The 20,642-nt window shown below is 73.8% G+C and carries 15 protein-coding genes and 1 pseudogene; 7 read left to right on the top strand and 9 right to left on the bottom strand.

Annotated features, from left to right (window positions below; translation table 11 throughout):
• Nucleotides 1-24 precede the first annotated feature (24 nt).
• Nucleotides 25-2,544 (bottom strand): bifunctional FO biosynthesis protein CofGH, encoded by a 2,520-nt coding sequence (locus tag O7613_RS00080; protein ID WP_282291307.1) that lies wholly within the window; start codon nucleotides 2,542-2,544, stop codon nucleotides 25-27.
• A 144-nt stretch (nucleotides 2,545-2,688) separates the two neighbouring features.
• Nucleotides 2,689-3,765 carry a hypothetical protein gene (locus O7613_RS00075; protein WP_282291305.1) on the bottom strand — a complete coding sequence of 359 codons (1,077 nt, stop codon included), beginning with the start codon at nucleotides 3,763-3,765 and terminating at the stop codon, nucleotides 2,689-2,691.
• 99 nt (nucleotides 3,766-3,864) lie between these two features.
• Between O7613_RS00075 and cofD the strand changes: the two genes are divergently transcribed.
• Together cofD and O7613_RS00065 are read left to right on the top strand one after the other, a co-directional pair.
• On the top strand, nucleotides 3,865-4,812 hold the full coding sequence (gene cofD / locus O7613_RS00070; RefSeq protein ID WP_281584862.1) for a 2-phospho-L-lactate transferase: 948 nt from the start codon (nucleotides 3,865-3,867) through the stop codon (nucleotides 4,810-4,812).
• Nucleotides 4,809-5,894: a coenzyme F420-0:L-glutamate ligase gene (locus tag O7613_RS00065; protein ID WP_281584863.1), complete on the top strand. Its 1,086-nt coding sequence runs from the start codon at nucleotides 4,809-4,811 to the stop codon at nucleotides 5,892-5,894. Before cofD ends, O7613_RS00065 begins: the two co-directional genes overlap by 4 nt.
• Before the next feature lie 50 nt (nucleotides 5,895-5,944).
• Here O7613_RS00065 and O7613_RS00060 read toward each other — a convergent pair whose 3' ends face one another.
• Both O7613_RS00060 and O7613_RS00055 read right to left on the bottom strand, forming a co-directional pair.
• Complete coding sequence (locus O7613_RS00060) at nucleotides 5,945-6,943, bottom strand: winged helix-turn-helix domain-containing protein (protein ID WP_281584864.1); 999 nt, start codon at nucleotides 6,941-6,943, stop codon at nucleotides 5,945-5,947.
• 242 nt (nucleotides 6,944-7,185) lie between these two features.
• Nucleotides 7,186-8,229 (bottom strand): hypothetical protein, encoded by a 1,044-nt coding sequence (locus O7613_RS00055; protein ID WP_282291303.1) that lies wholly within the window; start codon nucleotides 8,227-8,229, stop codon nucleotides 7,186-7,188.
• A 39-nt stretch (nucleotides 8,230-8,268) separates the two neighbouring features.
• Between O7613_RS00055 and O7613_RS00050 the strand changes: the two genes are divergently transcribed.
• Nucleotides 8,269-8,841 (top strand): NUDIX hydrolase, encoded by a 573-nt coding sequence (locus O7613_RS00050; RefSeq protein WP_282291301.1) that lies wholly within the window; start codon nucleotides 8,269-8,271, stop codon nucleotides 8,839-8,841.
• Between the two features lie 36 nt (nucleotides 8,842-8,877).
• Here the strand turns inward: O7613_RS00050 and O7613_RS00045 are convergent, their stop codons facing one another.
• The gene (locus tag O7613_RS00045) at nucleotides 8,878-9,969 is read right to left on the bottom strand and encodes a sugar phosphate nucleotidyltransferase (RefSeq protein ID WP_281584867.1); all 1,092 of its coding nucleotides are present in this window, start codon (nucleotides 9,967-9,969) and stop codon (nucleotides 8,878-8,880) included.
• Between the two features lie 63 nt (nucleotides 9,970-10,032).
• Nucleotides 10,033-11,178, bottom strand: coding sequence for a glycosyltransferase family 1 protein (locus O7613_RS00040; RefSeq protein ID WP_281584868.1), 1,146 nt, complete (start codon nucleotides 11,176-11,178; stop codon nucleotides 10,033-10,035).
• 150 nt (nucleotides 11,179-11,328) lie between these two features.
• Between O7613_RS00040 and O7613_RS00035 the strand changes: the two genes are divergently transcribed.
• Complete coding sequence (locus O7613_RS00035) at nucleotides 11,329-12,018, top strand: TIGR03089 family protein (protein WP_282291299.1); 690 nt, start codon at nucleotides 11,329-11,331, stop codon at nucleotides 12,016-12,018.
• A 1-nt stretch (nucleotide 12,019) separates the two neighbouring features.
• On the opposite strand, the gene O7613_RS00030 is transcribed toward O7613_RS00035, so the two are convergent.
• Together O7613_RS00030 and O7613_RS00025 are read right to left on the bottom strand one after the other, a co-directional pair.
• Nucleotides 12,020-13,990 carry an acetoacetate--CoA ligase gene (locus tag O7613_RS00030; protein ID WP_282291297.1) on the bottom strand — a complete coding sequence of 657 codons (1,971 nt, stop codon included), beginning with the start codon at nucleotides 13,988-13,990 and terminating at the stop codon, nucleotides 12,020-12,022.
• 171 nt (nucleotides 13,991-14,161) lie between these two features.
• On the bottom strand, nucleotides 14,162-14,677 hold the full coding sequence (locus O7613_RS00025; protein ID WP_282291296.1) for an acyl-CoA thioesterase: 516 nt from the start codon (nucleotides 14,675-14,677) through the stop codon (nucleotides 14,162-14,164).
• Between the two features lie 23 nt (nucleotides 14,678-14,700).
• On the opposite strand from O7613_RS00025, the gene O7613_RS00020 reads away from it, so the two are divergent.
• Nucleotides 14,701-15,363 (top strand): hypothetical protein, encoded by a 663-nt coding sequence (locus tag O7613_RS00020; protein ID WP_282291295.1) that lies wholly within the window; start codon nucleotides 14,701-14,703, stop codon nucleotides 15,361-15,363.
• A gap of 96 nt (nucleotides 15,364-15,459) precedes the next feature.
• On the opposite strand, the gene O7613_RS00015 is transcribed toward O7613_RS00020, so the two are convergent.
• Nucleotides 15,460-16,623 carry an acyl-CoA dehydrogenase family protein gene (locus O7613_RS00015; RefSeq protein ID WP_282291294.1) on the bottom strand — a complete coding sequence of 388 codons (1,164 nt, stop codon included), beginning with the start codon at nucleotides 16,621-16,623 and terminating at the stop codon, nucleotides 15,460-15,462.
• Nucleotides 16,624-16,865: 242 nt separating this feature from the next.
• On the opposite strand from O7613_RS00015, the gene O7613_RS00010 reads away from it, so the two are divergent.
• Nucleotides 16,866-18,293: a UDP-glucose/GDP-mannose dehydrogenase family protein gene (locus tag O7613_RS00010; protein WP_281584876.1), complete on the top strand. Its 1,428-nt coding sequence runs from the start codon at nucleotides 16,866-16,868 to the stop codon at nucleotides 18,291-18,293.
• 160 nt (nucleotides 18,294-18,453) lie between these two features.
• Nucleotides 18,454-20,642: pseudogene (locus tag O7613_RS00005) on the top strand (permease); the annotation flags it as partial.

The raw sequence follows: 20,642 nt of genomic DNA, 5'->3' as shown, positions 1-20,642 counted from the left end.
CGCGGGGCGGAAAAAGGTTCGACGTCAGGCGTCGACGTGACCGTACGCGGTCGTCCGCTTGCGGAACGGCCGCCCGGCCGCCGTGGCGATCCCCCGCAACTGCTCCTCGGTACGCGCCGAACCGTTGCCCGAGCCGGCCATCCGGGAGATGGTCTCCTCCATCAGCGTGCCGCCGAGGTCGTTGCAGCCGCACCGCAACATCTCCACCGTGCCGGCGTCGCCGAGCTTCACCCACGAGCACTGGATGTTGTCGATCCGGCCGTGCAGCAGCAACCGGGCCATCGCGTGCACCACCCGGTTCTCCCGCCAGGTCGGCCCCGGACGGGCGATCCCGGCCAGGTAGATCGGCGCGTTGGTGTGCACGAAGGGCAGCGCCACGAACTCGGTGAAACCACCGGTGCGGTCCTGCACCCCGGCCAGCACCCGGAAGTGGGCCAGCCACTGGCCGGGATGGTCGACGTGGCCGTACATCATCGTGGAGCTGGACCGGATGCCCAGCTCGTGGGCCGTGCTGACCACCTCGACCCAGGCGGAGGCCGGCAGTTTGCCCTTGGTGAGCACCCAGCGCACGTCGTCGTCGAGGATCTCGGCGGCGGTGCCCGGGATGGTGTCCAGACCGGCCTCGCGCAGGCGGCTCAGCCACTCCCGCACCGGCACGCCCGCCTTGGCCGCGGCGGTGACGATCTCCATCGGGGAGAACGCGTGCACGTGCATCCCCGGCACCCGTGCCTTGATCGCGCGGACGATGTCGGCGTAGCCGGTGACAGGCATCTTCGGATCGATGCCGCCCTGGAGGCAGACCTCGGTGGCGCCGCCCGCCCACGCCTCCTCCGCCCGGTCGGCCACCTGCTCCAGGGAGAGCCGGAACGCGTCCGCGTCGCTCTCCCGCTGCGCGAACGCACAGAACCGGCAGCCCACGTAGCAGACGTTCGTGAAGTTGATGTTCCGGTTCACCACGTACGTCACGTCGTCGCCGACCGCGTCCCGGCGCGCGTCGTCGGCGATCCGGCACAGCTCGTCGAGCGCCGGCCCGTCCGCGCCGAACAACGCCAGCGCCTTCGCCTCGTGCGCCGGCGCCAGCAACGCGGCCGGGTCGTCCGCCGCCAGCCGCAGGCCCGCGCGCAGGTCGCCGTCCGCGCCGTCGTTTCCGGGTACGCCGACCGGGCGTGTGATCTTGTTGGCCACCTCGGACCAGTCGCCGTAGACGCTGTCGAAGTCGCCCCGCCGGTCCTCGGTGCGCCCGGTGACGTCGATGGTGGCGTGCAGGTCGGTCCGGCCGCCGAAGACCTCCTCCGGCTCCTGCCAGGGCCGCCCCACCGGACGGGCCTCCTCCACCGCCAGCCCGGTGGCCGGGTCGGCGAGCGCGGTGACGTGCGGCAACAGCCGCGGGTCCAGCCACGGCTCGCCGGCCCGCACGTACTCCGGGTAGACGGTCAACCGCTCGCGCAGCGTGAACCCGGCGCTCGCGGTACGCGCGGCCAACTCGTCCAACTGCGGCCAGGGTCGCTCCGGGTTGACGTGGTCGGGCGTGACCGGTGAGACCCCGCCCCAGTCGTCGATGCCGGCGCGCAGCAGCAGGTCGTACTCGCCCGCGATGAGGTTCGGCGGCGCCTGGATACGGGCCTTCGGGCCGAGCAGCAGCCGGGCCACCGCCACGGTGGCGGCCAGGTCGTGCAGCTCCGCGTCCGGCATGCCGCGCATCGCGGTGTCCGGCTTGGCGCGGAAGTTCTGCACGATCACCTCCTGGAGGTGGCCGTACTCCCGCATCGCGCGGCGGATCGCGAAGAGCGCGTCGACCCGCTCGGTGAGGTTCTCGCCGATGCCGATCAGGATGCCTGTGGTGAACGGCACGCCGACCCGGCCGGCGTCGTCGAGCACCCGCAGCCGGACCGCGGGCTCCTTGTCCGGTGAGCCGAAGTGCGGGCCGCCCGGCTCCGACCAGAGCCGGGTCGCGGTGGTCTCCAGCATCATGCCCATGCTCGGCGCGACCGGCTTGAGCCGCTGCAACTCCGACCAGGAGAGCACACCCGGGTTCAGGTGCGGCAACAGGCCGGTCTCCTCCAGCACCGCCACCGCGCAGGCGCGCAGGTAGTCGAGCGTCGAGTCGTACCCCCGCTCGTCCAGCCACCGCCGGGCCGCCGGCCACCGCTCCTCCGGCCGGTCGCCAAGCGTGAACAGCGCCTCCTTGCAGCCCTGCGCGGCGCCCTCGCGGGCGATCGCCAGCACCTCGTCGCGTTCTAGGTAGGCGGCGGGCAGCCGGTGCGGCACGGTGGCGAACGTGCAGTAGTGGCAGCGGTCCCGGCAGAGCCGGGTCAGCGGCACGAAGACCTTCTTGGAGTAGGTAACCACGCCGGGCCGGCCGGCCTCCCGCAGCCCGGCGTCGCGGATGTCACCGGCGACGCGGAGCAACTCGTCAAGCGCCGTGCCCCGCGCGGTGAGCAGCGCGGCCGCCTCACCCATGTCGAGCGCCCGCCCGGTGGCGGCGCGGCCGAGCGCCCGCCGGACCTCGGCCCCGTTCGGAACGCGCCCACCGTGATCACCCATCCCCCCAGCCTATGCACCCCGCTCAGGTGTAAGGAGGGGGCCCTTGTTAACGCATTCGGTAGAGGAGGGACCCCCGCTTAACACCCCGCACGGCGCAGCAGCGGGCGAGCGGCGGGAAGGCCGCCGCCCGCCGCTCGCTCCGGCTCATCGGGGCTGGTTCGGGTCCTCGCGGTCGAAGCGCTGGGTGCGCTCGTCGTCGGCCGGGGACGCCGACTGGCCCGGTTCCCCGGGCTGGCGCGGGATCGCCTGGGTCGGGTCGGCCGACGGCGGCTGGCCGAACGGCGGCGCCGGCGGCGTCGAGCCGGGCTGGGACCCCGCCGACGGGCTGCCGGGCTGGGACCCGGCCGACGGGGCACCGGACTGCGGACCGTCGAACGGCGAGCCGGGCTGCGGGCCGCCGAACTGCGGACCGGGCTGCGGACCGCCGAACTGCGGACCGGCCTGCGGGCCGCCGAACTGCGGACCGGGCTGCGGACCGCCGAACGGCGGGGCCGACTGCGGGGCGTGCGGCGGGGCGGTGTTGAACGGCGGCGCCGACTGCGACTGGCCGTATGGGCCTGCCTGCGGCCAACCGGGCTGCGGCGGCGCGCCCGCCTGCGGGTAGCCCGCCGACGGGTGACCGGGCTGCGCTGGCACACCGGCCGGCGGGTACCCGCCCGGAGCCGGGTAGCCGCCGGGCTGCTGCGGCCACCCGGGCTGGGCCTGGCCGTAGACGCCGGGCTGCGGCTTGGGCTTCGGCACGTAGTAGAGCGTGCGCCAGAGTTTGAACACCACGTACGCGGCGACCGCGAAGATCGCCAGCCAGGCCGCCCGGGTGAGCAGCCCGAGGAACGCATCGAGCACCTCACCGTCGGCGAGCCGGCCGAGGAGCCAGATCAGGAACGTCAGCACCCCGAACACGGCGGATACGCCGTACTCGATCAGCGCCACCAGGGTGATCAGTTTCGCCTTCGCCAGCGTCGGGCGAATGTGCGTGGCGAGGAGGACGGCGAGCAGCGGCAGGACCGTCGCCTCCAGGCCGACGAAGGCGTAGAAGGTGCTGCCGGCCCGGCTGCCGAACGTGCTGTAGTCGTCGACCGGCACCAGCAGGCGCAGCAGACCGACGAAGAGCAGCACGGCGTTCGCGCCGAGCAGGACGAGCGCGGCCAGTTCGCGCAGTGGCTTGGTCAGTTGGCTGGCCTGCGCGGCGTCACCGGACGCGGGCTCGGCGGGGCTGGTCACGGACTCCCCCAGGGGACGAAAGCGGACAGTTGGCGAAGTGAGCCTAGTCTCTCCGGCCACCGGGCGATCGACGGCGGCACGTGCGGAAGGATGGACGGCATGCGCATCGTGGTACTGACCGGCGGCATCGGGGGCGCCCGCTTCCTGCTCGGCGTCCGGGCGTACGCCCGGGAGGTGGGCGCCGAGGTGACCGCCGTGGTCAACGTGGGCGACGATCTCCTGCTGCACGGGTTGAAGGTCTGCCCGGATCTGGACAGTGTGCTCTACACGCTCGGTGGCGGCGCCGACCCGGAGCGTGGCTGGGGCCGGGCGGGTGAGACCTGGACGGTCAAGGCCGAGCTGGCCGCGTACGGCGCGGAGCCGAGCTGGTTCGGCCTCGGCGACAAGGATCTCGCCACCCATCTGGTCCGCACCACGATGCTCAACGCCGGCTACCCGCTGTCCCAGGTCACCGAGGCGCTGGCCAGCCGCTGGCAGCCGGGCGTACGCCTGCTGCCGGCGACCGACGAGCGCCTGGAGACCCACGCCGTCATCTCCGACGGGCAGGGGCAGCGGGCGATCCACTTCCAGGAGTGGTGGGTGCGCCACCGCGCCGACGTACCGACGCAGCGGTTCGTGTTCGTGGGCGCGGAGGCGGCGAAGCCGGCGCCGGGCGTGGTCGAGGCGCTCGCCGCCGCGGACGTGGTGCTGATCGCGCCGAGCAACCCGGTGGTGAGCGTCGCGCCGGTACTGGCCGTGCCGGGCCTGCGTGACGCGGTGGTCGGCGGCCCCGCGCCGGTGATCGGGGTGTCGCCGATCATCGGCGGCGCGCCGGTACGCGGGATGGCCGACCGTTGCCTGGCCGTGCTCGGGGTCGAGTGCAGCGCGACCGGCGTGGGTGGCCTCTACGGCGCCCGCTCCGCCGGGGGCCTGCTCGACGGCTGGCTGGTCGCCGAGGAGGACGAGGGCGCCGCGGTGCCGGGCGTGGTGGTCCGCTCGGCGCCGCTGCGGATGACCGACGAGGCGGCGACCGCCGCGATGGTGCGCGCCGCGCTGGAGTTGATGTGAAGCTGGAGATCCTGCCGGTGCCGGGCATCGGCCACGTGACCGAGGGCGACGATCTGGCGGCGCTGATCGCCGGTGCGGCGCCCTGGCTGCGCGACGGCGACGTGCTGGTGGTCACCAGCAAGATCGTCTCCAAGGCGGAGGGCCGGCTGGTGGACGTGCCGGCGGACGGCCCGGAACGCCTCGCCGAGCGGGACCGCGTGCTGGCCACCGAGACCGCCCGGGTGGTCGCCACCCGGGGCGGGACCCGGATCGTGCAGACCCACCACGGGTTCGTGATGGCCTCCGCCGGCATCGACGCCTCGAACGTGGACAAGACCCGGCTGGTGCTGCTCCCGGTGGATCCGGACGCCTCGGCCCGCGCGTTGCGGGCGGCACTGCGCGAGCGGTACGGCCTCGACGTCGCAGTCGTCGTCAGCGACACCATGGGCCGCCCGTGGCGCAACGGGCTCACCGACGTGGCGCTCGGGGTGGCCGGGATGCCGGCGATCCGCGACCACCGAGGCGAGGTCGACCCGTACGGCAACGAGCTCCATCTCACCCAGATGGCCGTGGTCGACGAACTCGCCGGCGCCGGCGAGCTGATCAAGGGCAAGTGCGATCAGGTGCCGGTCGCCGTCGTCCGTGGTTACCTCACCGCGACCCGGGACGACGACGAGGGCGCCCGGACCCTCGTGCGGGACGCTTCGCTTGACCTCTTCTCGCTCGGCACGGCCGAGGCGCGGGCCGCCGGCCTGCGGGCGGCGGCCACCCTGCCGGACGTGACCGGTCCGGCCCCGGCCGACCCGGCCGCGGTGGACCGGGCGATCGCCGTGGTCGCCGACGCGGTCGCCCCCGGCACCGTCTTCACCCACGTCACCGACGAGGAGGTACGCGCCGGATTCACCGCCACCGTGTCCGGCTGGCCGGCCACCGCCACCGGCCTGGTGCTCGGTGCGGCGCCGACCCCGGTCGACCGGGCGGACCTGGTCCGGTTCGGCGCCGACCTGCAACGCCTGCGCACCGCGCTGGCCGCCGAGGGCGTCGGGTCGGTCCTGCTGCCGCCCCCGGCGGGAAGCACGGCCAGCGCCACGCTGGCGCTCTGACCGCCCGAGCGCGAACCGCCCGGACCGCGTGACCCGCCGAGCGGCGTCGGTCAGGCGTCGAGGACGGCGCGGCCCAGCGGCGTCAGCGTGTGCAGCACGGTGTTGCGGTCCCGGTGGCTGACCAGCAGCCCGGCGTTGCGCAGCACCGAGGTGTGTTGGCTGGCCGCGGCGGCGGAGATGCGCAGCCGCCGGGCCATCTCGCCGGTCGTGCAGCCCTCGTCGGCGACCTGGAGCACCGCCGCGCGGGTGCGACCCAGCAGCGCGGCGAGCGCCTCGCGCTGGGCGGCGGCGTCGTCCCGGCTGCCGCCGGTGTCGGAGGTGAGGCCGCCGAGCCGGTCGACCGGGTAGACCAGCACCGGGGGCAGGCTCGGGTCGAGCAGCGCCACCGGGTTGCCGGTGCAGAAGAATGACGGTACGAGCAGCAGGCCCCGGCCGTCCAGGTGCAGCTCCCGGGTGTCCGGGTAGTCGAGCACCTCGAGCACGCCGTCGGCCCACCGCATGGTGGGTCGCAGGCTGGCCAACAGCCCCTCGGCGCCACCGTCGAGCATGGCCCGCGCGCGCCGTGACCGGTCCGCCTCGACGGCGGCCTGGACCCGCGCCCAGTACGGGGTGACCGCGAGCGCCTGGTAGCGCGCCATGGTGTCGGTGAGGTCCTGCAACGCCTCGGGCTCACCCCGGGCGAGCGCGGTCGCCGAGGACGGCAGCGAGGTCTCTCCGGCCAGGACGGTCAGGTCGCGGCGCAGCATGCCGAGCGGGGTGCCGCGGACCGCTTCCAGCCCGGCCTCGAAACCGTCCCGGCTGGCGGACGGGGTGAGGAAGTCGGGAAAGTAGCCACGGGGCGGGTTGAGCGCGAGGAGCAGCCGGTAGCGTTCGGCCCCGGTGTCGGTCCGCAGACCGCGCGCCACGCCGCGTCGCCACGTCGTGGACAGCGGGTCACGGCTGCGCCCCTGGAGCAGGTGCAGGCTGAGAACCAGTTCCCACAGCGGGTCCGCGGCCGGGGCGACCCGGGTCCGCAGGATGTCCTCGCGCGAGAAAATGATCTTCAACATGGATCGCTCCCGGGTGGACGGCGGAGGTGCCCGCCACCCCTCGCACTTTACCCGCCGGCACTAATCTCCATTTTTAAGCGAGACGTGAAAGACCTCGACGTTGGGCGTACCGGTTCGGCAAACTCTCCCTTGCCCGCCGACGCCGGGGCGCGATGCCGACCCGGTCGCCGGTCGACGGGCGTGGCCGGACGGCACCACGAGGGTCTGCGGATCGCTCCGCAGGGGTGCCGTCCGGCCGTCGCTCATCCGATCCAGAGCGCCACCCGGTGGTCATCGTCGGTCACGTAATAGCAGCGTCCCGCCACCTCGGCCAGCCCTTCCACGTGATGGAACGGCGCCAACTCCGCCACCAGCTCGGCGCCCACCCGGGCGTCCGCGCCCCAGCTGTGCCGGAACCGCACGTGCCGGGACGTCACCTCACCGCCGTGCGGGTGGTCGTCGAGCAGCACCGAACCCTTGCCCAGCGCGTCGATCGAACCGATCACGGCCGCGTAGCCGCCGTCGTCGGTCGGCGTGATCGCGCGGAACCCGGCCAACGCGCCGGCCGGCGTCACCCCGGTCAGCGCGTACGCCCCGAGCGCCCGCGGCCAGCTCGCCACGTCGGCGTCGTCGAACATCCCCGCCACCCCGGCCAGCTCGACGTAGATCGGCTCGCCCGCGGCGGTCACCGGGAAACGCAGCCCGAGCAGCACCGTCCCGGCCGGGGTGAACGCCGCCGCCTCGACGTTGAGGGGCAGGTCGTCCTCCGCCAGCCGGCTCACCCAACCCTTGGCCCGCGCGACGCCCCGGGCCACGGTCTCCACCACGAACCGTTGCCGGACCCGGTCGCCGGGCGGCAGCGGGGTCAGCGGGGCGGCGACGAGCGCGTCGTTGATCGCCCGGTGCAGCCGGAAGCGGTTGCGGACCACATGCACGGCGAGCGACCCGGCCACCGCGTCGTCCTCCCGGAACCGGGCCACGAAGGCGCGACGGGGCCGCAGCGGCCCGGCCTTCGACCCGAAGTGCGAGCCGAAGACGTACACCCAGCCGTCGTGGTGGGCGAGCGCCTCGCCGTCCTCGGTGCGGCCGTTCTCCCGGCCCGCGTCGGCCGGCACGTGGTACTCCAGCCACTCGCCGTCGTCGCGCTCCAGCAGCAGCGCCAGGCACTGCTCCACCGGCCCCTCGTCCAGCACGGTCCAGAACCCACGCCGCGCGCCGTAGGCCCGCAGCAACGCCGGCGAACGGACCGGCAGCAGGTCACTTGCCTCGTTGCCAGCCACCAGGAACTCGACGAGTCGCAGGGTCACCGGGTCAGGGTACGGAGACGACGCTCGTACAGTGTCGGGGTGTCTGATCTCACCGCGTACGCCGACCTGCACGCCGACGCCGTCGCGGCGCTGAGCCGCTGGACGGCGACCAGCCCGGCCGCCGCCGCGCACCGGGACCGGACCCTGACGCTGCTGGCCGCCGGGCCGATGGCGATGGGCCGCGCGCACCGGCCGGGGCACGTCACCGCGAGCGCGCTGGTCCTCGATTCCACAGGCGACCGGGTGCTGCTCTGCCTGCACGGCAAGTTCCGGCGATGGGTGCAGCTCGGCGGGCACTGCGAGCCCGGCGACCGGACGCTTGCGGCAGCCGCCTTGCGCGAGGCCACCGAGGAGTCCGGGATCGCCGGCCTGACGCTCGATCCCGACCCGATCGACGTCGACATCCATCCGGTCGCCTGCCAGGGCGGCTCGCTGCACTACGACGTCCGGTACGCGGTCTTCGCCCCGGCGGGAGCGACGGAGCGGGTCAGTGACGAGTCCGAGGCGCTTGGTTGGTTCCCGCCGGACGAGCTGCCCGAGCCGCTCGCCGACGCGACCGCCCAGCTGGTGGCACCGGCGTTGTCCGCCCTGGCCCGCCGGGCCGCCGGCTGAGTCGCACACCGGCGGCCGACGGGCCGAAACCGGCCCTCAGATCAGGCCCTCCTCGCCGCGCTCCTTGAGCTGATCGACGATCTTCTTCACGTCCTGCGCCCGGTCCCGGGGACAGACGAACACGGCATCCGGAGTGTCCACCACGATCAGGTCGTGCACGCCGACCGTGGCGACGAGGCGGCCGGAGTGCGGCACCACCACCGTCCCGGAGGTGTCGTGCAGCAGCACGCCCGGCTTCGCGTCGCCGCCGAGCACCACGTTGCCGTCGTCGTCGGTCGGCAGCACCTCACCGAGGGTGTGGAAGTCGCCGACGTCGTTCCAGCCGAAGTCGCCCGGCACGGTGGCCACCCGGCCGGCGGTCGCCGCGCCCTCCATCACCGCGTAGTCGACCGAGATCTTCGGCAGCGTCGGCCACACCGTGCCGAGCACGTCGTCCTGTTCCGGGGTGCCCCAGGCCGCCGCGATGGCGGTGATCCCGGCGTGCAGTGCCGGTTGCTGACGGGCCAGCTCGGCCAGGAAGACGTCCACCCGCCACACGAACATGCCGGCGTTCCAGAGATGCCGGCCGGAGCGGACGTAGACCTCCGCCACCTCGGCGGCGGGCTTCTCCTTGAACTCGCGTACCGGACGCAGCGGCCCGCCGTCCACCGGGTCGCCGGTCTCCAGGTAGCCGTAGCCGGTCTCCGGCCGGGTCGGGGTGATGCCCACCGTCATCAGCAGCCCCTGCTCGGCGCCGCGGATCGCCTGCCGCACCACCTCGGCCCAACGGGTCGGGTCACCGATCAGGTGGTCGGCGGCGAACGAGCCCATCACCCCGGCCGGGGCACGCTGGGCGATCACCGCGGCTGCCAGCGCGATGGCCGCGCAGGAATCCCGCGGCGACGGCTCCACCAGGACGTTCTCCTCCGGCAGGCCAGCCAGTTGCCGGGCCACCGCCGCGGCGTGCGCGGCCCCGGTGACCACGAGCGTGCGCTCCGGTGTGGTCAACGGCGCCAACCGGTCGACCGTGGCCTGCAACAGCGAGGCGGTGGTGCCGGTCAGCGGGTGGAGAAACTTGGGATGGCCCGCGCGGGACAGCGGCCACAACCTTGTGCCGCTGCCGCCCGCCGGGATGACGGCGTAGAACATCAGCACATCATGCCCGAAGCGGGCGAGCCGCCACGGCCGTCGCCGGGGATCCGCAGCGGACGCTCAGGAACGCGCCCGCCGCCAGGCGGCGATGTGCACTTCCGCGCTGGACTCCCAGGTGAACTCCTTGGCCCGGTCGAACCCGGCCTTCGCCAGGGAGAGCCGTCGCTGCTCGTCGTCGAGCAGGGCGCCCAGGTCGGTGGCGATCTGGTCCGGGTCCTCGCTTGTGTACGCCACCGCGTCGCCACCCACCTCGGGCAGGGAGAGCCGGGGCGTGGTGAGCACCGGCGCGGCGCACGCCATCGCCTCCAGGATCGGCAGCCCGAAGCCCTCGCCGTACGACGGGTAGGCGGCGACGAGCGCACCGCCGAGGAAGCCGGGCAGGTCGGCGTAGCGCAGGTAGCCCGGGCGGAGCAGCCGCAGGTGCGACGGGACCTCGGCCACCGCGCGATCGATGTCGTCGTCGTGCCCCTGGCCGCCGGCCACCACGAGCACCGGCGGGTTCGGCCGGTCGGCCACCGCCCGGGCCCAGCCGCGGATCAGGTTGGGCACGTTCTTGCGCGGCTCCTTGGCCCCGAGGAACGCGACGTAGCTGTTGTCGCCGAGCCCCAGCCGGGCCCGGACGCGGGCCTTCTCCTCGTCGCCCGGCGCGTGGAAGGCTGCCTGGTCGACGCCGTGATAGGCCACGTCGATCCGGGTCGGGTCGGCGTCCAGCAGCCGGATCAGCTCGTCCCGGGTGGCCTTGCTCGGCACGATCACCCGGGCCGCGCGACGCAGCGAGGTCTTGATCGCGCTGCGGAAGAACGTCCGGCGCGACTTGTCGTAGTGCTCCGGCTCGGTGAAGAACGTCGCGTCGTGCACGGTGACCGTCACCGGACACCCGGCCCGCAGTGGGCAGGTGTAGAACGGCGAGTGCAGCACCTCCGCGTTGACCTGCTGGGCCAGCAGCGGCAGGCCGGTCTGCTCCCAGGCGAGCCGGGCCGGTCGGTGCGCCACCGCCGCCGGCGCGGGGATGATCTCGGCGCCGGGCAGCATCCGGGTGTAGCGCTCCAGGTCGGTGCGGAGGCTCACCACGGCCAGGTCGACGCCGTCGCCGCAGACCCGGCCGAGCGCGCCGAGCAGGCCGTCGACGTATCTACCGACGCCGCCGCGATCGGCGGGGACACTCGTGGCGTCGATGAGAACGCGGGGCGGGCGACCGGCGGTCACGGGGCGACTCCTCAGGTGGCGCGTTTGTGGGGAACAACACTGTCGGCAAGCCTACGCCGGACGGGGTGTCCCACGCTGACTGCGACCCGACGGTACGCCGACTTGTCGTTGTCATCGAGTACGTACCCGGGGCGCGTATCGTTCGCGCCGATGGCCGACAACATTGCCCGGGTGTTCGCCGACGCGATCGCGACCGACCCCACCCGACCGCTGCTGACCTGGTACGACGACGCCACCGGCGAACGCACCGAACTTTCCGGCGCGACGCTTGCGAACTGGGTCGCCAAGACCGCCAATCTGCTCGTCGACGAGGCCGGCTGTGCGCCCGGCGACCCGGCCGGGGTGCTGCTGCCGCCGCACTGGCAGACCGCCGCGGTGCTGCTCGGCTGCTGGTCGGCGAAACTGACCATGATCGACACCCCGGGCCCGGTGGAGGTGCTGTTCACCGCCGTCGACCGGGTCGACGAGGCGAGCCGGTGGCCGGCCGGCGAGCGGTACGCCCTGGCGCTCGACCCGTTCGCGCTGCCGATGCGGCAGGTGCCGGCCGGCTGCACCGACTTCGTCGCGGCGGTACGCGGGCACGGCGACCACTTCACCCCGTACCCCTCGGGTGGTGCGGCGGACGCGGCGCTGCTGGCCCGCGCGGAGGCCCGCGCCGCGGAGCTGGGTCTCACCGCCGGCGACCGCCTCCTGGTCGACGTGACCCGGCACCCCGACCCGGTCGACTGGCTGTTGACCCCACTGACCGCCGCCGCCAGCGTCGTCCCCTGCGCCCACCTCGACCGCGCCCGACTGGACGCCCGCGCCGCGACCGAGAAGGCCACCCACACCCTGGCCTAGGTCAGGGGGCGGCGCGGCGCTCGGCGAACGTGGCGAAGGCCGTGAGGGACTCCGGGTTGGCCAGGGCGCCCTTCGCGGCGGCGCGGTCGACCGGGGTGCCGGTGAGGATCTTCTTGACCGGCACCTCCAGCTTCTTCGCGCTCAGCGTGCGCGGCACGGCGCGGACCTGGTGGATCTCGTCCGGCACGTGCCGGGGCGACAGGGCGGTACGCAGCTCGCGGCAGATCTTCTTCCGCATCTCGTCGTCCAGCTCCAGGCCGTCGGCGAGCACCACGAACAGCAGCAGCTCCCCCGCGCCGCCCTCGTCGTCCTCCAGGTGCACCACCACCGAGTCGACCACCTCGTCGAGGCCCTCCACCACGGAGTAGAACTCGGCGGTGCCGAGCCGCACCCCACCCCGGTTCAGCGTGGCGTCGGACCGGCCGGTGATGACGCAGCCGCCGCGCTCGTTCACCGTGATCCAGTCGCCGTGCCGCCACACCCCGGGATAGACCTCGAAGTACGCCTCCCGGTAGCGGGCGCCGTCCGGGTCGTTCCAGAACCCCACCGGCATGCTCGGCATCGGCTCGGTGATCACCAGCTCGCCGAGCTGGCCGATGACCGCCGAACCGTCGGCGGCGCGGGCCTCCACCTTCGCGCCCAGCGCCCGGCAGGCGATCTCACCGGCGTGCACCGGCAGCAGCGGCACCCCACCGACGAACCCGGTGCAGACATCCGTGCCGCCGGAGAGCGACTGGAGTTGGAGACGGTCGCCGACGTTCCCGTACACCCAGGTGAAGCCCTCGGCGGGCAGCGGCGCGCCGGTCGAGCCGAGACCGCGCAGCGCGGACAGGTCGGCGAACTCCCGCGGCACCAGCCCGGCCTTGCGGCACGCCAGCAGGAACGGGGCCGACGTGCCGAAATAGGTGGTGCCGGTCTCCGCCGCCAGCCGCCACAACGCGCCCAGGTCCGGGTGGCCCGGGTTGCCGTCGAACAGCACGATCGCCGCGCCCACCGCCGGCCCGGAGACCAGGAAGTTCCACATCATCCAGCCGGTGGTGGTGAACCAGAAGAACCGGTCCGCCGGCCCCAGGTCGTGGTGCAACGCCAGCATCTTCAGGTGTTCGAGCAGGATGCCGCCGTGGCCGTGCACGATCGGCTTCGGTAGGCCGGTGGTGCCGGAGGAGTAGAGCACGTACAGCGGGTGGTCGAACGGCACCGGCGTGAAGGCCAACGGCTCGTCGGTCTCCGCCGCCAGGTCCGCCCAGGCGAGCGCGCCGTCGGGGGCCGGGCCGTCCGGATCGAGGTACGCGATGCCGACGGTGTGCCGCAGCGACGGCAGCGCGGCCCGGATGGCGGCCACCTCGGCGCGCCTGTCGACCGGCTTGTCACCGTAGCGGTAGCCGTCGACCGCGACCAGCACCGTCGGCTCGATCTGCTGCCAGCGGTCGGTGACGCTGCGGGTGCCGAACTCCGGCGCGCAGGAGGAGAAGATCGCGCCCAGGCTGGCGGTGGCGAGCAGCAGGACGTACGTCTCCGGGATGTTCGGCGCGTACGCGGCGACCCGGTCGCCCGGGCCGACGCCGAGCCGGCGCAGGCCGGCGGCCACCCGGCGGACCCGCTCGCGCAGCTGCGCCGCGGTGAGCGTCTCCGGCGCGCGGGTCTGCCCGTGCGCGATCACCGCCGGGTCGTCGTCGCCGAGACCCGGCATGCGCAGCACGTTCTCGGCGTAGTTGAGCGTCGCGCCGGGGAACCAGCGGGCGCCGGGCATGGACCTCCCGGCCAGCGTTGCGGTCGGGGGCGTGTGTGCGAGCACCTGGAAGTAGTCCCAGATCGAGGACCAGAACCCGTCCAGGTCGGTGACCGACCACTGCCACAGCGCGTCGTAGTCGGCGAACTCCAGCCCCCGGTGCGCGGCCAGCCAGCGCAGATAGTCACCGATCCGGGACCGTTCGCGCACGTCCGCCGTCGGCGTCCACAGCACGTCACCCACTGTTCCAACCTCCCCTGAGGCCCGGCACGACACTGTGCATGGGCCGTGGCGCCATCTTGCCCTACCCGGTGCCGCCATTCTCCGCACCGGCCCCCGCCTGCGGGGCGTGCCCACCCCACACCCCCCACCCCCTCCCCATGTGGGTGTAAGGCGGGGGCCCCGCCTTACACCTCAGGCGGCGCGGTGGGCCTGGATGGCGCGGCGGCGGGCCAGCCGGTGGGCGCGCCGGATCTCCGCCTCCCGGAAGCGGCGCTCGTCGTCCGGTGACTCCGGCAGCACCGGGCGCACCGCGCGGGGCGCGCCACCGACGTCCACACCCACGAAGACGAGGTACGCGGTGGCGACCCGCACCGGCTCGTCCTCGGCCGAGTCCCAGCGCTCGGCGACCACCCGCACCCCGACCTCCATCGACGTGTTGCCGGTCCAGTTGACCTGGGCGTGTGCGTGCACCAATTCGCCCACCCGGACCGGCTCGGAGAAGACGATCTCGTCGATGGACGCGGTGACCGCGGTGCCGCCGCTGTGCCGGGCGGCCGACGCGCCGGCCACGTCGTCGACGAACTTCATCAGCACCCCACCGTGCACGGTCCCGTACAGATTGACATCGACAGCAGTCATGATGCGACTCAGCGTGACGCGGGAGTACGAGGTCGGCTTACCCGACGGGACCGCGGGATGATCTGTCATGCCGGAAACGGTACGGTGCGCGGATGCGACATCTCTGGAGCTTCCTCGCCGGGTTGGTGGTGGCGCCGGTCACCTGGGTGCTCGTCACCCTCGGTCAGGACGGATCTGGGCGGACCGTCAACCGCTGGGTGGAGATCGGTACGTACAGCACCCCTAACCTGATCGAGCCGGCCGTCTATCTCGGCGTGGCCGGCATCCTGCTCGGCCTGCTCGGCACGCTGCGCTTCTCGCCGCTCGGCCCGCTCGTGGCGGGGCTGCTGCTCGCGGTCCCCTACCTCTGGCTGTTCGTCGCGCCCTTCACCGTGCGGGACCGGGTGCCCGGCGACCTGAAGCTGCTCGGTGATCCGTTGCCGCTGCGCCAGCCACTCGACAACGGCACGCTGTTCCTGATCGGCATGCTGTTGCTGATGGCCGTGTTCAGCGGCCAGCGGTGGCGGAGTCGACCCGTAGCGCAGCCGGACGGGGCGGAGCTGACCCCGGCCGTTGCGCCGGTCGAGCCGACGCCCGCGTCAAGCGACTGGTCCCCGCCGCCGGCGCCGCCGAGGGATCCGGACACGGCCCCGCTCACGCTCGCCTATCCGGACACCCCCACCGAACCCCTGCCTCGCCGGACCGGCGGCGAGTCGCCGTGGTCCGCTCCCCCGCGCGGCGGCGCCCGAGCGGACGGCCCCACCGACCCTCGTTGACCGGCGCGGGCGGGCGGGGGGATCCCAGCCCGCCCGCCATAACAAACCGACCGGGCGGGCGGGGGAATCCCGGCCCGCCCGCCCAAAACAGCCCGGTCAGCCCTTCAGCAACTGCCGGGCCATCACGATCCGCTGCACCTGGTTCGTACCCTCGTAGATCTGGGTGATCTTGGCGTCCCGCATCATCCGCTCGAGCGGGTAGTCACGGGTGTAGCCGTAGCCGCCGAGCAGTTGGACCGCGTCGGTGGTGATCTCCATGGCGGCGTCCGAGGCGAAGCACTTGGCCGCCGCGCCGAAGTAGGTCAGGTCCGCGTCGCCCCGCTCGGACTTGCCGGCGGCGGCGTACGTGAGCTGCCGCGCCGCCTCCAGCTTCATGCCCATGTCGGCGAGCATGAACTGGATGCCCTGGAAATCGGCGATCGCCTTGCCGAACTGCTTGCGCTCCTGGACGTACCCCTTGGCGTAGTCGAGCGCGCCCTGGGCGATGCCGATCGCCTGGGCGGCGATGGTGACCCGGGTGTGGTCGAGCGTCCGCATGGCGGTGGCGAAGCCGCTGCCCTCGGCGCCGATGATGCGGTCGGCCGGGATGCGGACGTTGTCGAGGTAGACCTCGCGGGTCGGGGAGCCCTTGATGCCGAGCTTCTTCTCCGGCGCGCCGAAGCTCACGCCCGGGTCGGACTTCTCCACCACGAAGGCGGAGATGCCCTTCGAGCGGGCTGTGGGGTCGGTCACAGCGAAGACGGTGTAGTACTCCGAGACGCCCGCGTTGGTGATCCACCGTTTCACGCCGTTGAGCACCCAGTGGTCGCCGTCGCGTACCGCCCTGGTGGTCATCGAGGCCGCGTCGCTGCCCGCCTCCGGCTCGGAGAGGCAGTAGGAGAACATCGCGTCGCCGGCCGCCACCGGGGTCAGGTATCTGCGCTTCAGCTCCTCGGAGCCGGCCAGCAGCAGCGGCATGGTGCCCAGCTTGTTCACCGCCGGGATCAGCGACGACGAGGCGCAGGCGCGGGCCACCTCCTCGATCACGATGGCCGTGGCAAGCGCGTCCGCGCCGGCGCCGCCGTACTCGACCGGGACGTGCGGTGCGTGGAAGTCGGCCGCGCGCAGGGCGTCGTAGGACGCCTTGGGAAACTCGCTTGTCTCGTCCGCCTCCGCGGCGTGCGGGGCCACCTTGGCCGCACAGACCTCACGGACCGCATCCCGGATCGCCTCGTGCTCCTCCGGCAACCGGTAGACGTCGAACGACTGCTCTGCGGCCACATCGGCCCCCTTTCACGGCTATCATGCGCAGTCTGTGCTGCCCGGGGGCCGCCGACTGCCGCAGACTGAAGGATAGCGACCGGGCTTCGACCGGAGCTACCGGCGGGTAGGATCGCGCCCGAGCGTCGCCCACCCGACCCACTACCCTCACACCAGAATCAGTTCCCCTCGGTGCCCGGCCCAGGCGCCCCAGCAGAATGCGACGCGAGGATGCGCCGCCAGTGCGAGCGGAGAAGACAGGCGTGACGATCCCGTACCCGAACTCCCAGCCGATGCCCGCCATCGCCGCGGTGACCCCGCCCTCCGGCGCGGCCCGACCCCGGGTGACCTTCCTCGGCACCGGTTACCTCGGTGCGACGTACGCCATCTGCTACGCCGAGCTGGGCTACGAGGTGCTCGGCTTCGACGTCGACGCCGACAAGATCGCCAAGCTGAACGCCGGTGAGGTGCCGATCCACGAGCCCGGCCTGGACGAGCTGCTGCGGCGCAACCTGGCCGCCGGCCGGCTGCGGTTCAGCACCGACATGCAGGAGACCGCCGACTTCGGCGACGTGCACTTCATCTGCGTCGGCACCCCGCAGCGGGCCGACGGCATGGGCGCCGACCTGTCGTACGTCGAGGCGTCGGTGACCAGCCTGGCCCAGCACCTGACCCGCAAGGCGCTGATCGTCGGCAAGTCCACCGTTCCGGTGGGCACCGCCGAGTGGGTGGAGCAGCTGGTCGGCAAGCACAGCCCGGACGACCTCGGGGTCGAGGTGGCCTGGAGCCCGGAGTTCCTCCAGGAGGGCTTCGCCGTCGACGACGTGCTGCGGCCCAACCGGATCGTGGTCGGGGTCAAGAGCGAGTGGGCCAACGGCATGCTCTTCGCCGCCCACAAGGGCGTCTTCGACCTGGCCGCGACCGAGGACCGCGAGGTGCCGCTCGTGGTCACCGACTTCGCCACCGCCGAGCTGGTCAAGGTCGCCGCGAACGCGTTCCTGGCCACCAAGATCTCCTTCATCAACGCGATGGCCGAGGTCTGCGAGGCCGCCGGCGGCGACGTCACCCAACTCGCCCGTTCCATCGGGTACGACCCGCGGATCGGCAACCGCTTCCTCCAGGCCGGGCTCGGCTTCGGCGGCGCGTGCCTGCCCAAGGACATCCGCGCCTTCCAGGCCCGCGCCCAGGAGCTGGGCGCCGGTGAGGCGCTGCGTTTCCTGCACGAGGTCGACCTGATCAACCTGCGCCGGCGTACCCGGGTGGTGCAGCTCGCCGCCGAACTGCTCGGCCGCCGCTCCGGGCCTGCCGGCCCGGACCTCTCCGGCACCCGGATCGCGGTGCTGGGCGCCACCTTCAAGCCCAACACCGACGACGTACGCGACGCGCCCGCCCTCGCGGTGGCCGCGCTGCTCGGCAAGGCCGGCGCCGACGTGCACGTCTTCGATCCGCAGGGGATCGAGAACGCGCGCCGCGCGGTGCCCCACCTGGCCTACGAGGAGACCATGACCGACGCCGTCCAGGGCGCCGACCTGGTCTGCGTGCTGACCGAGTGGGCCGAGTTCCGCAACGCCGACCCGGTGGCGCTGGGTGAGCTGGCCAACGGTCGCAAGGTCGTCGACGGGCGCAACTGCCTCGACTCCACACTGTGGACGCAGGCCGGCTGGGAGTACCGCGGCCTGGGCCGCCCCTGACCGATCGACGTCGGGCCGGCCGGCCGGGGACCAGGTACCCGGCCGGCCGGCTCTTTTTGTTGTCCGGAACGCGCCCGCAACTGTCGAAATCCCGGCCCGGTCAGGGCATGCTGCCACTGAGAGGTCCACAGTGCGGGGCGTGGGCGGACGGGAGACTGCCGTGGAGAGCTTCAGGTGCGCGTCGTGCGGGCGGGAGATCAAGCCCGCCGCCGTCTGCCCGCACTGCGGCGCGGAGCAGCCCCAGTGGGCCGAACACCTGGCCGACATCGAGCGCTCGATCGCCGAGATGAAGGCACGTGACGCCGAGATCGCCCGTGAGCAGCGCCAGATCGCCGCCAAGATGCAGGCCGCGCTCTTCCAGCGCGACATCCTGGCGCACGCCGGCGAGGAGCGGATCAAACAGGCCACCCGGCCGCGTAAGGTGCTGCGCAAGCGTCCCGGGCGCCGGCCGCCCACCGCCGCGACCGGCGCGCCGCCCCGGGTGCCCCGGCAGGGCACGCCGCCCACTCCGGAGGACCTTCCCCCGTCGCCGCCCCGCGGTCGCCCGCAGTGGCTCGACGCGGACGACCCGGAGCACCCGCCCGAGGCGTCCTCCCGCGAGGTGCAGAACATCCCGCTCGGGCTCGCCGGGCTGCTGCTCGGCGTCGCGGCGGTCGTCTTCGCGGCGGTCGCCACCAGCTCGATGGACGCGCTGGCCCGGCTCGCCGTGCTGCTCGTCGCGACCGTGCTGATGCTGCTCGCCCCGCCGGTGCTGGCCCGCCGCGGGCTGACCTCGACCGCCGAGACCATCGCCGCCGTCGGGCTGCTGCTGGTGCCGCTCGCCGGGTACGCGGCCTGGACCGTCGACCGGATCGGGGGCGGTACGTCCGGCGCCGCGTTCGCCGGAGCGATCTTCCTGGTCACCACCGTGGTCGCGGTCGGGTACGCGTACGGCACCGGGCTGCGCGCGCCCCGCTTCGCCACCGTGCTCGCCGCCCAACCGGTGCTGCCGCTGCTGGCGTACGAGCGGATCACCGGCCCCGCCGGTTGGGCCCTGGTGCTCACCGTGGTGGCCGTGCTGGACCTGGCGCTGGCGCGGTCCGCGGTGATGCTGGAACGGCCGGTCCGGTCGGACCTGCCCCCCACCACGCCGAGGGCCACGGTCCCGCGTCGTCAGGGCGCCGACGACGACCGGCCCGAGTCGGCGCCGGAGGAGTCCGCCGAGGTGCTCGGCGGCGACCCGCCCGCCGGCGCCAGCGCCGCGCCGGCCCGTCCGGTGCCGTGGTTGCGCGAGGCGACCTGGCTGCTGCACGGCGTGGCGGTCGCGCTCGCCCTGGCGTACGCGGTCACCGCCCTGCTGCGCGCCTCCACCGTCGCAGCCGCCGCCGGCGCGGGCACGGTGCTGCTGCTGGCCGCGCTGACCGCGCTGGCCGGCACGCTCGTGCTGCGCCGGCCGCCCCTGCCGGACCTGGGCGCCGGCATCGTCACCCTCGCGGTCATCGGCGCGCTCGGCCGGGTGGCCTCGGTGGCCCTGCCCGGCCGGTCCCTGCTGTTGATCGCCGCCGTCATCGCGCTCACCGGCGTCGCCGTGCGGGGCATGCCGGAGGTGACCCGCCGGGGCCCGCAGCTCGCCTCCGCGGTGGCGTTGACGGTGAGCGGCCTGGTGGTCGCCGGCGGCGCGCTGCGCGCCGGGCTGGCGCCGGTCCGGGCGGCGCTGCCGGCCTGGTCGGCGGACCTGAGCGGGTGGCACGCCGAGCTGGCCCGGGCGGTCGGGTCGACCGGCTGGCAGCTCGCCGCCAGCGCCCTGCTGCTCACTGTCGCCGCCGTGGTCGCGCTGCCCCCCGAGATCCGACGCGAGTTCGCGGTGGTCGGCGCGGCGCTCACCGCGCTCGCCGTGCCGGCCTCCCTCGGGCTGGGCTGGGCGGCGGCCTGCTGGCCGATGCTGCTGACCGCCGTCGCGATCGGGGTGCTCGGGCTCAGCACCGGCACGGAACGCGCCGCCGTGGCGCACGCGGTGACCGCGGCCGTGCTGGGGCTGGCCGGGGCCGGGGCCGCGCTGGCCCGGCCCGCGCTCACCGCCGCCGCGCTGACCCTGCTCTTCCTGGCCGGGGCGTTGGTCTCGCTCGCGCCCCGGGTCCGCCTCGCCGCCGCCGCGACGGACACGGTCTGCGCCTGGGCCGCCGGCGGCGCCGCGTTCGCCCTGCCTGGCGCGGTGGCCGCGTTCGTCGCCGCAAGCGTGCCGACGCCGCCGATATCCACCCCGGCCAACCTGCGCGAGATCACCGTCCCGATCCTCGCCGCGAGTTTCCTCGGCGTCTGCGTGACGCTCGCCTACGCCGCCCTGGTCCAGGTGGCGCAGCGGCAACTGAG

The sequence above is a fragment of the Micromonospora sp. WMMD975 genome (assembly GCF_029581215.1).
GTDB lineage: Bacteria > Actinomycetota > Actinomycetes > Mycobacteriales > Micromonosporaceae > Micromonospora.
The sequence above is the reverse complement of the archived record's forward strand: the minus strand, read 5'-3'. Positions and strand labels throughout refer to the sequence as shown.